General features: G+C 67.8%; 13 protein-coding genes and 1 pseudogene. 8 read left to right on the plus strand and 6 right to left on the minus strand.

Annotated features, from left to right (window positions below; genetic code table 11):
* Nucleotides 1-63: 63 nt before the first annotated feature.
* Together ACIHFD_RS57050 and ACIHFD_RS57055 are read right to left on the minus strand one after the other, a co-directional pair.
* Nucleotides 64-429 (minus strand): WS/DGAT domain-containing protein, encoded by a 366-nt coding sequence (locus tag ACIHFD_RS57050; protein ID WP_397374048.1) that lies wholly within the window; start codon nucleotides 427-429, stop codon nucleotides 64-66.
* Nucleotides 430-517: 88 nt separating this feature from the next.
* Nucleotides 518-1567, minus strand: a pseudogene (locus ACIHFD_RS57055) (wax ester/triacylglycerol synthase family O-acyltransferase); the annotation flags it as partial.
* 304 nt (nucleotides 1568-1871) lie between these two features.
* On the opposite strand from ACIHFD_RS57055, the gene ACIHFD_RS57060 reads away from it, so the two are divergent.
* The 8 genes from ACIHFD_RS57060 (at nucleotide 1872) to ACIHFD_RS57095 (ending at nucleotide 8331) form a co-directional block, all read left to right on the plus strand.
* Nucleotides 1872-2177 (plus strand): hypothetical protein, encoded by a 306-nt coding sequence (locus tag ACIHFD_RS57060; protein WP_397374049.1) that lies wholly within the window; start codon nucleotides 1872-1874, stop codon nucleotides 2175-2177.
* A 31-nt stretch (nucleotides 2178-2208) separates the two neighbouring features.
* A complete protein-coding gene (locus ACIHFD_RS57065; RefSeq protein WP_397374050.1) occupies nucleotides 2209-3159 on the plus strand; it encodes an Acg family FMN-binding oxidoreductase in 951 nt (316 codons plus the stop codon).
* A gap of 116 nt (nucleotides 3160-3275) precedes the next feature.
* Complete coding sequence (locus ACIHFD_RS57070; protein ID WP_397374051.1) at nucleotides 3276-3815, plus strand: CBS domain-containing protein; 540 nt, start codon at nucleotides 3276-3278, stop codon at nucleotides 3813-3815.
* Nucleotides 3816-3829: 14 nt separating this feature from the next.
* The gene (locus ACIHFD_RS57075; protein ID WP_397374052.1) at nucleotides 3830-3937 is read left to right on the plus strand and encodes a hypothetical protein; all 108 of its coding nucleotides are present in this window, start codon (nucleotides 3830-3832) and stop codon (nucleotides 3935-3937) included.
* 14 nt (nucleotides 3938-3951) lie between these two features.
* Nucleotides 3952-5331 carry an MBL fold metallo-hydrolase RNA specificity domain-containing protein gene (locus ACIHFD_RS57080; RefSeq protein ID WP_397374053.1) on the plus strand — a complete coding sequence of 460 codons (1380 nt, stop codon included), beginning with the start codon at nucleotides 3952-3954 and terminating at the stop codon, nucleotides 5329-5331.
* Between the two features lie 712 nt (nucleotides 5332-6043).
* Nucleotides 6044-6691 (plus strand): DUF305 domain-containing protein, encoded by a 648-nt coding sequence (locus ACIHFD_RS57085; RefSeq protein ID WP_397374054.1) that lies wholly within the window; start codon nucleotides 6044-6046, stop codon nucleotides 6689-6691.
* 105 nt (nucleotides 6692-6796) lie between these two features.
* Nucleotides 6797-7477, plus strand: a complete 681-nt coding sequence (locus ACIHFD_RS57090; protein ID WP_397374055.1) for a CBS domain-containing protein — start codon at nucleotides 6797-6799, stop codon at nucleotides 7475-7477.
* Between the two features lie 248 nt (nucleotides 7478-7725).
* The gene (locus tag ACIHFD_RS57095; RefSeq protein ID WP_397374056.1) at nucleotides 7726-8331 is read left to right on the plus strand and encodes a hypothetical protein; all 606 of its coding nucleotides are present in this window, start codon (nucleotides 7726-7728) and stop codon (nucleotides 8329-8331) included.
* Between the two features lie 11 nt (nucleotides 8332-8342).
* Here the strand turns inward: ACIHFD_RS57095 and ACIHFD_RS57100 are convergent, their stop codons facing one another.
* The 4 genes from ACIHFD_RS57100 to ACIHFD_RS57115 all read right to left on the minus strand — a co-directional run bounded on the left by ACIHFD_RS57100 (nucleotide 8343) and on the right by ACIHFD_RS57115 (nucleotide 14208).
* Entirely contained in the window at nucleotides 8343-9806 is a 1464-nt protein-coding gene (locus ACIHFD_RS57100; protein ID WP_397374057.1) for an AAA family ATPase, read from the minus strand.
* A 95-nt stretch (nucleotides 9807-9901) separates the two neighbouring features.
* Nucleotides 9902-10882 carry an Acg family FMN-binding oxidoreductase gene (locus tag ACIHFD_RS57105; RefSeq protein WP_397374058.1) on the minus strand — a complete coding sequence of 327 codons (981 nt, stop codon included), beginning with the start codon at nucleotides 10880-10882 and terminating at the stop codon, nucleotides 9902-9904.
* Nucleotides 10883-10955: 73 nt separating this feature from the next.
* Nucleotides 10956-11666, minus strand: a complete 711-nt coding sequence (locus tag ACIHFD_RS57110; RefSeq protein WP_397374059.1) for a universal stress protein — start codon at nucleotides 11664-11666, stop codon at nucleotides 10956-10958.
* Between the two features lie 100 nt (nucleotides 11667-11766).
* Entirely contained in the window at nucleotides 11767-14208 is a 2442-nt protein-coding gene (locus ACIHFD_RS57115; protein WP_397374060.1) for a cation-translocating P-type ATPase, read from the minus strand.
* Between the last annotated feature and the right edge of the window lie 88 nt (nucleotides 14209-14296).

Below are 14296 nucleotides of genomic sequence, written 5' to 3' on the forward strand. Positions count from 1 at the left end.
GCACGCGGAGAATGGCACGGCGAAGGTCACGGTCTGTGGGGAAGTCGATGTCGTGACGGCGCCTCAGCTGGAGCAGGCATCGGGGCCCAACTGCACCCGTACCGCGTCCCCGCGCATTGCCTGCGGTGGCTCGCCGGCCGTGCGAGCGAGTGACGTATGACGGTGATCAATGGAACCGCGCTTTGGGCGCGAGGACTCCAGCTTGAGCTCGTCCAGAGCCTCGCGCAAATAGCCGGAGAAGGCCCACACATCGGGAACTCGCTCCCAGCAGGCGATGATCCCGACATCGAGGCGGCCGTTGTAGGAGAAGGCCGTGATGTTGAGGGCGCCGCTCACATCGGTGACCACGGACACGGGGTGGTGCGCGAGCAGCTTGACCCCCGCGATGCGCAGCGGAGCCTGCGGACCAGGAACGTTGGACACGATCACATTGATGGGTGGCGCGAACCAGATCGAACGCGGCGCGATCCGCCAGACCGTTCAGCGCGGCGGGAAGGCTCCCGCTCAGGTCCCCCAGCCAGCCCACCGGCGTCAGAGCGAAGCGTTCCTTGATCTGCCGCATCGCCTCGCTCACGAGTTCCAGCTGGCGTCGAACGTTGCCTACCTGCGTGGGCAACTGTGTGATCATGATGGTGACCTGGTTACCGTCGTTGGTGCCGGTTCGCCCGCGCAGGGAGAACGGTACACCCGCAACCAAGGGAGCCTCCGGCAAAGCCTCATGTGCCGGGAGCCAGCGACGCATCGCCGAAGCCGCCAGCGTCATCACGACATCGTTCACCGTCACACCGAAGGCATTCTTGATCCGTTTGACGTCCTCCAACGGCAGCTCGGTGAAGGCATAGCGGCGGTGGGTCGAAACGGGGCCACTCAGAGGAGTGCGCGGAGCGGCGAAATCCGGCAGTCCGCTTAACGGCCTGCGCCGCAGCAGCCGCGACAGACGGCTCGCGCCGGGTAGCCGGGAGACGCCGGGAAGCTGGTCCAGCATTGGCAGGGCCTCGCCAGCGAGCCTCAGCAGGTGCTTGGGAGTCGCCGCGAGGTGCTGGACGCTTCTGACCAGCATTCGCCACGGTTCTGGCGGCAGTTCCAGCTCATATGGGACAGCCGCTGGGACGGGGTCCATGAGCGCAGCGAGCACTTCGGCCCCGGTCAGCCCGTCGACGGCGGCATGGTGGAGCTTGGTGTAGATGGCGCACCGGCCTTCGGCCAGACCGTGGATCAAATACATCTCCCAGAGCGGACGTCCTCGGTCCAGCCGTCGCTCATGCAGGCGGGCCACCTGCTCACCCAGCTGCGCATCGTCACCGGGTGGCGGCAGGGCGAGCTCCCGAACGTGATACTCCAGGTCGACCTCACCATCGTCGGCCCAGTACGGGTGATCGAGACCGAAAGGCACGTGAACCAGGCGGTGCCGTAACTGCGGCACCGCGGCCATCTGCTCGGACAGCCTGCCCAGGATCTCCTCTTTGGACAGGCACTCTTCGAGGATTGCCAACCCGCCGACGTTCGCGACGTTGGTGGCGGTCTCGAAGTTGAGGAACTGCGCGTCCAGCGCACTGAGCTGCCGCATGTTTCGATCGTCGTTCCCGCACGGCAGGGAGATCAGAGCAGATCTTCCCTAACAGCAGGGGCTTTCTTCTCTTTATCCATTTTCCACGCTCCGCCAGCGGCTGGAGCGCCTGGACGAAGCATCCCCGACGGGTGTCTTGCGATCCGGCATCATGGCGCCATGCCTACCGCCGCCGTCGAACACATCGTCACCGGAGTTCCGGCCTTCCCTCCCGACGTCAGCGCGGGACAGGCGCGCGAGCGCATGCTCGGCGAACAATACGACAGTGCCTCCGATCCTGGACACGCAAGGCCACCTATACGGCATGCTCGACATCGAGCGCCTGCTCGCGGCCCCGCACGGCACTCCCCTCTCGGAGCTGGCCGACCGTGATCCTCCCGTTGTGTTGCCCGGCGTGGATCAGGACGAGGACCTGGCTCGTCTGAGCGGCAGCCTCAAGGCCAAGACCGTTGCCGAGAGGTCTGTACGCCGTCGGTTCCTGCGCCGCATCCCGTGGCTGCTGATCGGACTGGCCGGTGCGATGGTGTCGGCGGGCATCGTGAAACACGCACGTGGGTCCCGGCTCGCGGGACCTTCGGCAGGACGTTCGCCCCTGATCGTGCGGGCCTAGGCGGGCCAGAGTCGGTCTTGGGAGGTGCGTCATGACCACTGCACACCACACCATCGATCTCGCGGTCAAACGGCTGCTCGTGGCAGCCGGACAGGCGCCTTCGGTGCACAACACCCAGCCGTGGCGGTTCAAGGTGGGCGGCGACGACGTGATCGAGTTGCTGGCCGACTGGAACCGCTGGCTGCCGGTGAGCGACCCGCGCGGACGATCCCTGCACGTCAGCTGCGGCGCCGCGCTGTTCAACCTGCGCATCGCGGCCCGCGCCGCCGGACGCAGGCCGGTCGCGCGGTTGCTACCCGATCCTGAGAAGGCGCCGGACCTGCTGGCCGCCGTCGACCTCGGCGCACATGAGCTGCCGACGGCCGAGGCGCGGGAGCTGTACGAGCTCATCCCAGTCCGGCGTACCAACCGGAGACCGTATGACGAGCGGCTGATCCCGGCGCACGTGCTGCACGAAATGCGCACCGCGGCCGCGCTGGAGCACGCCAGGCTCATCCTGCTGGACCGACGTTCGGCCGCCGACCTGCTGGACTATGCCGCCATTGCCCAGGACGAGCTGGCCCGCGACACCGCATACGTGGCCGAACTGGCGGCCTGGACAAGCGGGCACGGCGTGCCCTCCTACGTGCACGGACCGTTGGCCACCGGTGTCGTGGATCCAGTCCGTGACTTCGGCCGCCGTTCGGGGAGCGCACGTTTCGAGCCGCGCCCCCAGCTCGCGGTGCTCACCACCGCCGGGGACGAGCCGATGGACTGGCTGCGTGCCGGGCAGGCGCTGGAACGAGTGCTGCTGGTAGCGGCCAAGCACGAGGTCTCGGCGTCGTTCCTCAACCAGCCGCTCGACCTGCGCGACATGCGGCGTCGTAGCGACCCGCATCATCGCCGCGGTCACCCACAGATGATCATGCGGCTCGGCTACGCCCCGACCGTGTCTCGCGCCCCGCGCCGGCCCGTGGCCGAACTCCTGGCCGAGCGCACCTGACGAACGGCTCGACGGCGTGGGACTTCCGCCCCTGCCTGAGAAAACACATCCGCGATGCGATGAAGGCAGCAGTCTTCGAAGGAGGAGCCACGATGCGAGTCACAGTCAAAGATGTCATGAGCACAGAGGTCGTCTCTGTCGCCGGCGACACCCCGTTCAAGGACGTCGCCGACACGCTCATCCGGTACGGCGTAAGCGCCGTACCGGTGGTCGACGACGATCACGTCATCGGCGTGGTCTCCGAAGCGGATCTGCTGTGCAAGGAGGAGTTCCGCGAGCGCTACTACGCAGAGGGCTACAAGCCGCCGCTGCGCGCCCGGCTGCGTCACCGCCTATCCGAGGACGGGTCTGCGTCCCGGCGCAAGGCCGCCGGGGACACGGCCGCTCAGTTGATGACCGCACCCGCCGTGACCGTTCCCGACACAGCCTCGGCAGTGATGGCCGCCCGCCAGATGGACGAGCATGGTGTCAAACGCCTGATCGTCGTCGCTGACGACGGCACGCTGCAGGGCGTCGTGAGCCGACGCGACCTGATCAAGGTGTTCGTCCGCCCTGACTCCGACATCGCCCGCGAGATCCGCGAGGACGTACTGGAGCGCTCTCTGTGGATGGAGACCTCGGGCGTCATGGTCCAGGTCCGACGGGGGGGGTCGTGACGTTGAGCGGTTGGATGGACCGCCGCAGCGAGGTTGCGATCGCCGTGCGAATGACCACCCGCGTCGACGGTGTGGTCGATGTGATCGACGAGCTTCTGTGGAAGCAGGACGACTCCGCATGACGACGATGAGCGGCATGAGGTCGCCCCGGCTGACCCTCCTCGGCGGCGTCGGCACGGTGACCGGCAGCAAGTTCCTGCTCGACCTGCCCGGCGGGGATCGCATGCTGCTCGACTGCGGTCTGTTCCAGGGCCGGCGGAAGCTGCGGCGCCGGAACTGGGCGACGTTCCCGGTCCCGGCGTCGTCGCTATCGGCGGTCGTGCTCAGCCATGCACACCTCGATCACTGCGGTTACCTGCCCGCGCTGGTGCGGCAGGGCTTCAACGGGACGGTCTACACCACACCCCACACAGCACGGCTGGCGGCAATCGTGCTGCGGGACAGCGCGAAACTGATGGCCGACGAGGCCGAGCACGCCAATGCCTACGGCTGGTCCAAGCATCGACCGGCTCTACCGCTATATGACGAGAAGGACGTCGAGAAGGCCCTGGAGCTGTTCGTCCCCGTCGAGCACGAGCAGCCTGCCGACCTGTGCGGCATCAGACTGCACCTGCACCGGGCCGGGCACATCCTCGGCTCCTCCTGGAGCGAGATCACCCTGCCTGGCGCGGCCACGCTCGTCCACACCGGCGACCTGGGGCGCCCAGCTCACCCCCTTCTCCAACCCCCTGCCCCGTTCCAAGGAGCCGACGCCGTGCTCGTCGAGTCGACGTACGGCAACCGACACCACGACGACGTCGACACGCTGGAGCGCATGGCCGAGGCCATCAACCGGACAGTGCGGCGCGGCGGTTCGGTGCTCATTCCCGCTTTCGCCGTGGACCGTACCGAGGTCATCATCTACCGGCTTCGCGAGCTGCGACTGCTGGAACTGATCCCGGACGTGCCGGTCTATGTGGACAGCCCCATGGGGTTGGCTGCCCGGAACGTATACCTGGAGGCCATCTCCTCTGGCTCTCCGGAGTTGCGCCCCTGGCTCACCCGTGACGTGCTCGACCCCGAGTGGCTGCGTGAGCTGCGGACGGTTGAGGAGTCGATGAGCGTCAACGAACCGGATCAACCATCGATCATCATTTCTGCCTCCGGCATGGCCAGCGGCGGCCGCGTCCTGCACCATCTGCGCTACCTGCTGCCGGATCCGCGCATGACCGTGATCATCGTTGGCTTCGCCGCGCTCGGAACGCGCTCACGAAGCCTCCTCGACGGCGCCACCGCACTCAAGATCCACGGACACTACGTGCCCGTACGAGCCGAGATCGTGAACCTGCCGGGGTTCTCTGTGCACTCCGACGCCGATGAGACCATCGCCTGGCTGAGCACCGCCCGCCGAGCTCCGGAGATCGCCTACGTCGTCCACGGTGAGCCGGACGCGGCCACCGCGTTACGGGATCGCATCCGCGATGAGCTCGGCTGGCACGCGGTCGTCCCCGTTCCGGACGAGAGCGTCCTGTTCTGAGCCGGTCCGGCCCAGAGCAGACTGATGCGAACGCCACCGCGGAGGCTCGACCCTCTGGTTGACCGGCAAGGTCGACAAACACCGACCTCCTCCCTTGCCTGGCCGGCGCTCTTGACCTCACCACGCAGATCGCACTCGTCCGTTTCGTCTACGACGCTGGTTCCGTTCCGCCGCTACCGAGCATGCTCACCGTTCGTTGTCCGGTACAGGCCCAAAGTCCTGCTCGGGCATGCATGAGCAGAGCCCAACAGCCCTCCGCATGTGGGACTTCCGCACCTCACCCAGCACGCAACCACATGGGATGGTGAACACCACGACGAACAACCCGCGAAGGAGCTGATCGAAATGCGTGCGATTCGTATAGCGGCACGCCCCAGACCGGCGCGCCCTCGGCCGGGCATCGATCGCCGTACCCCATCCGGGCGCGTCCTTCCCTACTAGGGGTTCGACGGGCTGGACCAGCCCGAAGATCTGTGCCGAGGTGACAGATACCGCGTTCCCGACCACATCCGATGCCGCTTCCCCGATCCGCCGAACGCACTACCGGCGCGACGTGCCGGCGCCAGAGGCACGGTCGAGATGACATTGGTCCTGACCATGGGTGCTGTTGGTCCCGGCCTCAGATGTCGGGCGACTCTGCCCTCGCCGGCCTGGGCGGTTCAGGCTGGAACATGAGACCCACATCAGCGGTCAAGGAATCAAGGAGGCCGAGATGAGACGGTCGATGATCGCAGGGATCGCCGCCGGGTCGGTGCTCGTCACCGCCGCAGTGACCGGCGTCGCCGTCGCCGCTGGCAATGCTCAACCACCGCAGGCCACCGGATGGCATCAGAACGGACGACTCTACGGCCCGATGAGTGACATGCGGCCAATGAGCCGGATGCACGATATTCACGTCGGAAGCGAGTTCGACTACCTGGCCGAGATGGTGGCCCACCACCAGGAGGCCGTCACCGCAGCCGGGCAACTCCAGCGCTCGAACCGGGCGGAATTGCGGACGCTGGGCGCCTCGATCGTGAAGGCCCAATCCGCCGAGATCGCCTCCATGAAGAAGTGGCTGGCCGCCTGGCACCCGGGACGCTCGACGGCGGTCGACTACCGGCCGATGATGCGGGATCTGTCCAAGCTGTCGGGAGATGCACTGGACAAGGCGTTCTTGCAGGACATGATTCCTCACCACATGGTGGCGGTGATGATGTCCCAACAGTTGCTGATGCGGAGGCAAGCGGAACATGAGGAGGTCAGGGCGTTCGCGGCCAGTGTGCGTGACACCCAGCACTCCGAGATGTTCCAGATGCAGCGCTACCTGAGCGACTGGTTCGGCACCGGCTCGTGGGACATGCCAGGCATGGGCTGGTGACGACCTCGGGGCATGTCGATCAGGCCTGGGGCACTCCAAACGTACGTGCGATGAAGAACTCGGCCACGAGGCGGAACCGGCCGGTCCCTGACGTCAGGAGGAGTTATGCGTATCACCGTGAACGAGATCATGACTGAGAACGCGGCCTTCGTCACTGCGGACGCGTCGTTCAAAGAGATCGCGGAAACGCTCGTCGCACGTGGAGTGAGCGCGGTGCCCGTGGTCGACGACGGCAATCGAGTGATCGGGGTCGTGTCCGAGGCGGATCTGATACCCAAGGAGGAGTTCAAAGAACAGTACACGCGGGAGGGCTACCAGCCGCCGATGCGAGCCCGACTCCGGTGGCATCTGTCGCCGGGCGGCGGCCGGGCGATGGAGAAGATGTACGCACGCACGGCGGCCGAGCTGATGACCACGCCCGCGATCACCGTCAGGCCGCAACTGGCCGTGGTGAACGCGATGCGGCTCATGGATGAGCGCGGCGTCACCTGCCTACCTGCGGTCGACATCCAGGGCCGCCTTGTGGGCATCGTCGGTCGCCGCGACCTGATCAAGGTGTTCGTCCGCCCGGATGACGACCTTCTCCGCGAGATCCAGAACGACCTCAACCATCTCGCCTGGGTGGACACCACCATGGTCAGGCCGACCGTCAAGGACGGCGTCATCACCCTGAGCGGCCGTACCCGGGCCCACACCGACGCCGCGCTCATCGCACACTCCATCACACGGGTCAACGGCGTGGTAGACGTGCGGGACGAGCTGAGCTGGGACGAGGACGACGCCTAGTCCGTCCTGTCGACGGACGCAGCCACGAGCGGATTCGAGGAGCGTCCCGCCCGGGCCGACGCCCGTCGTTCGCCCGGGACTGCGCGGACACGGTGGCGTCGGGTCCGTTATACAAGATCACTGCAATTCGACCTGCACCGACGCACCAGCCGAACCCGCGCGTGGGACGAAAGTCCCGCCCCTACTGAGCCGTACGGCTCTGCCATGGATCGCCGCCGCCTCGCACAGTGATCCCAAGGAGGTGTCCGATGAAGACCTCGATCAACCCGGTGACGCTGCGTATACGCCTGTACCGGCTGGACCGCAATCCCCTGCGTCGCCGTTCGGACCGGCTGGAGTCCGCGTTCGTTCTGGTGGCATTATTCCTGGTGCTGGCCAGTGTCTGGCCGGCCGTCCTGGTCGGGCGGCTGGCGTACGAGAGCGCGCTGCAGGACGAGCGCGTCGGCGCCGGTTCTTCCCGGCAGGTCATGGCAACGCTGTTGGAGGACGTTCCGGTCGCCCGCGTGTCTCTCACGAAGGTCCCGGTGGCCGAGCAGGTGGCACTGGCACGATGGACGACTCCGGAGGGTCAGGCGCGGAGCGGTCAGGTGCCGGCGCCCGCGCTCGCCAAGGCCGGCTCCGTGGTCCCGGTGTGGATCGATGCTTCCGGAGCGCCCGCCTCATCGCCTCTGGACCTGGAGGTGCTCCGAATGAGGGGCGTGGCGACGGGCCTCTTGATCGTGCTGCTGACCACCATGCTGACGCTGGCCACCCTCGCGGGTCTCCGGTGGCGGATGGACCGGAACCGTTACAAGGAGTGGGACACCGGCTGGGCTTGCGCGGACAAAGCCTGGCGGCGCCGGCGGCAGACGTAGCTGCCAACGCATCAATCAGGTTCCATCCGAGGTCTCTGGAAATGCCAGGACACGTCCAGCTCGGGCGGATGGACCGCGGCCAGCGCACGTGCCAGCGCCTGCTCCGGAAGAGTTCCCGTGTCGATTTCGAGCGCCCCGGCCCACAGTGCCGTGGCGTCGTCAACGGTCTCGTCCGCATCGGAGAGCGTGCGTTCCCGGGCGGTGAGCCGGGCAGCCGCGATTTGCGGCATGACGGCGCACCGTAGCGCGACAAGGTTACTCAAGGTCTGATCAGCCACGTCCGCGGCCATCGCCCGATACCGCGCATTTCCCCAAGACGCGTCCAGGACGACCGATTCTCCCTGTCCGAGCAGCCGCTCGGCGCGTGAGAGCAGCTCGACGTACGCGCGTGCGATGTCCTCGGAAGAGGAGGTCCCCGACTGGGCATGCGCGTTCCTGTCGAGCCCGGCCAGTTCCGCGCGGATGCGATCGTAGCGCAACAGCGTGTAGCCGAGCCGGTCGGCCAGCGCGCCGCCGAGTGTCGACTTCCCGCCCCCCGGCGGGCCGCCGACCAGCACCAGAGTTACCGCTCCCGCCCGCAGGTGGTGTAGCGCGAGCTCGGCCAATGGCCGCGCCTCCCAGCCGGCGTCCACGTCACCCTGCCAGTGACGCAGACAGGCCACCTTGACGCGGACGAAGGCGCGGTAGGCAACGTAGTGATGCCACAGCGCCGTCGGCGCCGGATCTCCGCTGAATTCCACATACCGACGGAGGAACAGCTCGGCCAGCCGCGGGGCGCCGAGCCGTTCCAGATCCATGGCGAGGAAGGCGGCGTCGTCGAGCCCGTCGAGGAAGCGCAGGCGCTCGTCGAACTCCAGGCAGTCCAGGATCCGCGGCCCGTTGTCCAAGCAGAAGATGTCCTCGGCCAAGAGGTCGCCGTGACCGTCGACGATGCGCCTTTCGGCGATGCGCGCCTCGAAAAGAGACTCCCTGCCGGCCAGGAACCGTAGTGTGAGATGTTCGATCTCGTCCAGGGTCCGAGGCTCGATCGTGGCATCGGGCAGACTGCGTACCTGTTCGAAACCGGCCGTCCAGCGGGTGCGCAGCGCCTGCGACCCGCCCTCCTGGCCGATCTGCGGGCCGTGAGGGGCCTTGGCGTGCAATCCGGCGAGCTGCCGGGCGATCGCCCGCACGTGCTCGTCGACCGGCCTCCCCTCTCGGACCATGGTGGCCAGGCGGCGCTCGTCGGGCATGCGGCGCATCACGACGAGATGCTCACACACCTCGCCGTCCGGGCCGGTCACATCGGCCACGCCTTCGTAGACATCGGGCGCGAGCCTCCGGTTGAGCTCCACCTCCTGGCGGCAGGCCGCCTGTCTGGCGCGCAGGGTACTGAAATCGAGGAAGCCGAGGTTCACGGGCTTCTTCAGCTTGTAAGCATGCTCACCGAGCAAGAACACCACGGCGGCATGTGTCTCCTTGGTCGTCGCGAACATGACCACCTCCTCTTCCAGTTCAGATCGGAGGTCTGCCGCTCGCCAGGGTCAAAGGGCCTTGAGTTCCAGAATGCCGCGCACCACTCGTGACATGTTCAATCCATCAGATCGGTCACCGGACGACGGACCGACTCGGTTTCATCGAAGGTGACACCGAGCCGCATGATCATCTGCGGATACTCGCCCGAGCACAGCTCCAGCCGCAGGAACTCGCGCAGGTGATACATCTCCAGCGCCTGTGTGTGGAAGGCGGCGCTGACCCCGTGTGCAGCGGCTCGCAGGAGAATGTGCTGGAGGGCCTGACCCGCGGCGATCCACTCCTGCCTGCTGTCGCCCGGTGTGGTCAGCAGGGCCACGACACCGGTCGTGGCGGACCCACTCTGATCGGCGTCGTGGCCCCAGCCTTGCTGCCAGGCGTAATCGCGCTGGGCGAACTCGGGATGCGTGGGCAGAGCCTGGCCCGGGTATGCCTCGGCGGGCACTCCGTCCCTGCGGCTGCTGCCCGGTCGCCGGCTCCAACGGATCATTTCCAGGGTGAACCGCCGGTCTTGAGCTTGCACGCCCTGCGCGGCCCGGGTGAGCGCGGCGATCACCTCCACCGCTGCGGGGAGGTCGACCACGGTGAGTTTCGCGCCCTCCTCCCTGGCGGCCCTTATGAGGGAATCGATCAGTCGGCCCGGCACCTTGGGGCTGGCGAACCCCGCGCGGTGAGTACGCCGCCGCTCGATCTCCCCTCCGAGAACCCAGGTCTCTTCGTCGGCCTTCGTCTCGTTCCCGGCCTTGACCGTGGCCAGCAGAGATGGCCGGTCCGGATCGGGCAGGATCGTCACGATCGGCTCGTAGCCTTCACAGCGCAGCGTCGTGCACATCGTGAACAGCGCCGCCCCGCAGCTGATCAGCAGCTCCCTGCCTTCGCTGTCGCTCACGGCCAGCGTCCGTTCCGTGTCGGCCCGCAGGCCGATCTCCCCCCCGGACAGGGAGAACGACCATGGTTGAGTGTTGTGCACGGACGGCGCCCAGCGGGCGGCGTCCAACGCAGATTCGAGCGCGTGCGTCCGCTCCTTCGGAGCTTTCATGGCAGCACCTCCAACCGTGAGAACTCAGCGCATCACGATGTGCAAGGCGTCCGATAGGGTCGAAGGTCCCAGGTCAAGAGTCGCCCTCGGTCACCACGGCGACAGGGCAGGGCGCGTGTTGAAGCAGGAAGCTCGCGGTGCCCGAACGTGCGGATCGCTTGCGCCCGACGACTATGAGGGTCGGCCGCTCGTGAGCGTCGCCCTGCTGAACCTGGACTCCTGGGTGGCGCGCCGACCAGTCGGCCAGATCCACCGAAGCGGTAACGGGGACCTGGTGCATGGCCGCCTCGCTGAACGCGAACTCCAGGACGGCCGCATCGGGCTCCTTGTCGACCACGACAACCGGCCCGGGATTCGCCGAGGCAGGTAGAGGGCCGGGGCCGCGCACGATGATCACTGGGCAGACAGCGTGGGCGGCGACGTATCCGGCGACCGAGCCGACGACTGCCCGGGGCAATGCGTTCAGGCCACGTGAGCCGACCACGACGAGCGCGGCGCCGCCGGAGAGCTCGACGAGGCGCTGGGCAGCAGATCCTTCGTATAGGTCGGTTTCGACCTGCACGCCCGAGCTGGTGGCGCGGGCGCAGTCGGCGCCGTGCCACAGCACATGATCGGCCGCCTTGCGCAGATGAGCCTTGGCCTCCTCATCCGCCTCACCGTAGGGCCATTGCCAGGCGTGGAAGACGGTCAGGGGCAGCTTTCTGAGCTCGGCCTCGTCGAGCGCCCAGTCCAGGGCCTGCATAGCGAAGTCTGAGCCGTCATAGCCGAGCACAATGTGGTTCATGTCAGTGAGCTCCCTTCCCTACAACCAGCCTGCGCGCCGGCAGATCCGATGCGTAGGGCTGACCAGCCCTCGCCTGGAGGACCTTGGTCCTCTTCCCGCTTCACACGCGCCGGGCTCGCCAGGCTTTGTGGGCGGCGTCGGCCAGGATCATCACAGGGATGGCGAGTGCGGCCAGTGCCCAGCCGGCCGGTGGCGGAAACGCGCCACCGAGCACGCCCGCGACGGGCGGCAGAGCGAGGAAGAGCAGCAGCATGATGGCCTCGAAGGCGAGCGCGCCCAGCAGGAGTGAGTTGGTGCGCCAGCGCAGACGTCCGATCCAGCGGGATTCGCTGCGGCAGGCGAAGGCGTTGGCGAACTGGCCAAGCACGACAGCGGTGAAGGCAGTGCCCGAGGCGGCGGCCAGGAGAGCTGGGCTCGGCGCGGCGCCAAGGTGCCAGCCCCCCAGCAGCAGCACCGCGACGAAGGCACCCATCTCGGCCAGTGCCTGGGCGGGACCGAGCACGCCGAAGACGCGGACCAGCAGGCGACGGCCGACGAGGTTGCCGGAGCGGGCGGGGCCGTGCATGGTTCGCGGGTTGGCGGGTTCGGCACCGAGAGCGAGGGCGGGCAGCAGGTCGGTGCCGATGTCGAGGGCGAGCACCTGCAGCACGCTCAGCGCGAGCGGGATGGTGCCGCCGGACAGCGCCCAGACCGCGAACGGGGTCAATTCGGCCACGTTGTCGGTGAGGTGGTAGGTGAGGAAACGGCGCACATTGGCGTAGGTGGCGCGGCCCAGTTCGACGGCGGTGACAATGGTTGCGAAGCGGTCGTCGAGGAGCACCAGGTCGGCGGCCTCGCGGGCGACATCGGTGCCGGAGGCGCCCATGGCGATGCCGATGTCGGCCTCGCGCAGAGCGGGCCCGTCGTTGACGCCGTCGCCGGTCATCGCCACGACGTGGCCTCGGCCGCGGAGGGCGCGGGCGATGCGCAACTTGTCCTCAGGGGTGACACGGGCCACGACCACGCCGTCACGGTCGAGCAGCTCGCCCAGCGCGGCGTCGTCGGCAGGCAGCTCGGCGCCGCTGACCACGAGCTCGTCGTCGCCGAGCAGGCCCACCTCCTTGGCGATGGCGCGGGCCGTACCAGGGTGATCGCCGGTGATCATGGCCAGCTTGATACCGGCGACCCGGCACTTCCAGATGGCTTCGGCCACGTCGTCCCGAGGGGGGTCGTACAGCCCGACCAGGCCGAGAAATTGGAGATCGCGTTCTTCGGTCGTGTCCGCCCGGGCGACCGCCAGCACGCGCAGCCCTTGTTCGCTCATCCGGGCCAGCGCCTCCTCCACGCCCGGTACGCCACCGCAGAGCGGAATTACGATGTCCGGCGCCCCCTTGAGGTGCAGATGGTTGTCGGCCACGACAGAGGCGCGGCGCCGTACCGGATCGAAGGGGTGGCGACGGGTGATCTCGCCCGATAAGTCGGCGCCGATCCTCAGTGCCTCAACGTGCAGCGCGACCTCCATCGGATCGCCCACCGGTTTGCCGTCGCTCATCCGGCCAGTGGAGCTGAGCACGGCCGACCGCATCACCTCGGCGCGCGCATGCGCGGGCGCCCACACGTCGGCCACGGTCATCTCGTTACGGGTCAGCGTGCCGGTCTTGTCGGTGCAGATGAACGTGGCCGAGCCGAGCGTCTCCACCGCCTCCAGGTGGCGGACCAAGGCGTTCTTGGCCGCCATGCGTTGCGCTGCACGGGCCAAAGAGAGCGTGACCGTCGGCAGCAGCCCTTCGGGGACCAGCGCCACCGTGACGCCGATGGCGAACAGGAAGCCTTGGCCCGCCTCCATACCGATCAGCATGGCCAATCCGAAGAAGGCCGCGCCGACGGCCAGCGCGATCCCGGCAACGATCTTGACAACCTTGCCGAGCTGGACGGCCAGCGGGCTCGGCGGCCGGCTGGCCTCCCGGGTGAGCTTGGCGATCGCGGCCAACCTGGTGCGCAGGCCGGTGGCCACCACGACGGACTCGGCCTGGCCCTCCACCACGAACGTGCCCGCGTAGGCGCGATCCTTCATCTCGGGCCGGACCAGGCGGCTCTCCCCGGTCAGCATCGACTCGTTGACGGCGAGCGCGTGCACGTCCGTCAGCTCCAGATCGGCCGAGACGCGGTCGCCGGCTTCCAGCAGCACCACGTCGCCGACCACGAGATCGGCCGCGCTGACCAGCAGGCGTTTGCCGTCCCGGCGGACCACCGCGTTGGCCGGAATGAGCTCGCCCAGCCGCTGGGTGGCCTTGTCGGCGCGGTACTCCTGGGCGAAGGCGAACACCCCGTTCAGCAGCACGACGATGACGATCGCCACGGCCAGCTGCGGCATCCCGGCCAGCAGAGCGAGCACGGATGCGCCCCACAGCAGCAGGGCGAAGAAGTGCACCATCTGGCGCAGCAGCAACACCACTGGAGAGGTATGGCGAGCGGCCGGCAGCGTGTTAGGCCCGTCGGCGGCCAGCCGCGCTCCGGCCTCGGCAGCGGTCAGCCCGGACCTGGTCCGCGACACGGTAGTCATGTCCGCCAGCCTCACTTTCCTTCGATGCGACCTGGCAGGGACTTTCGGCCTCAAGGCCAGGGACGTCCGGCACTCCTGGCGCGCCCGG

Source organism: Nonomuraea sp. NPDC051941 (assembly GCF_044593615.1).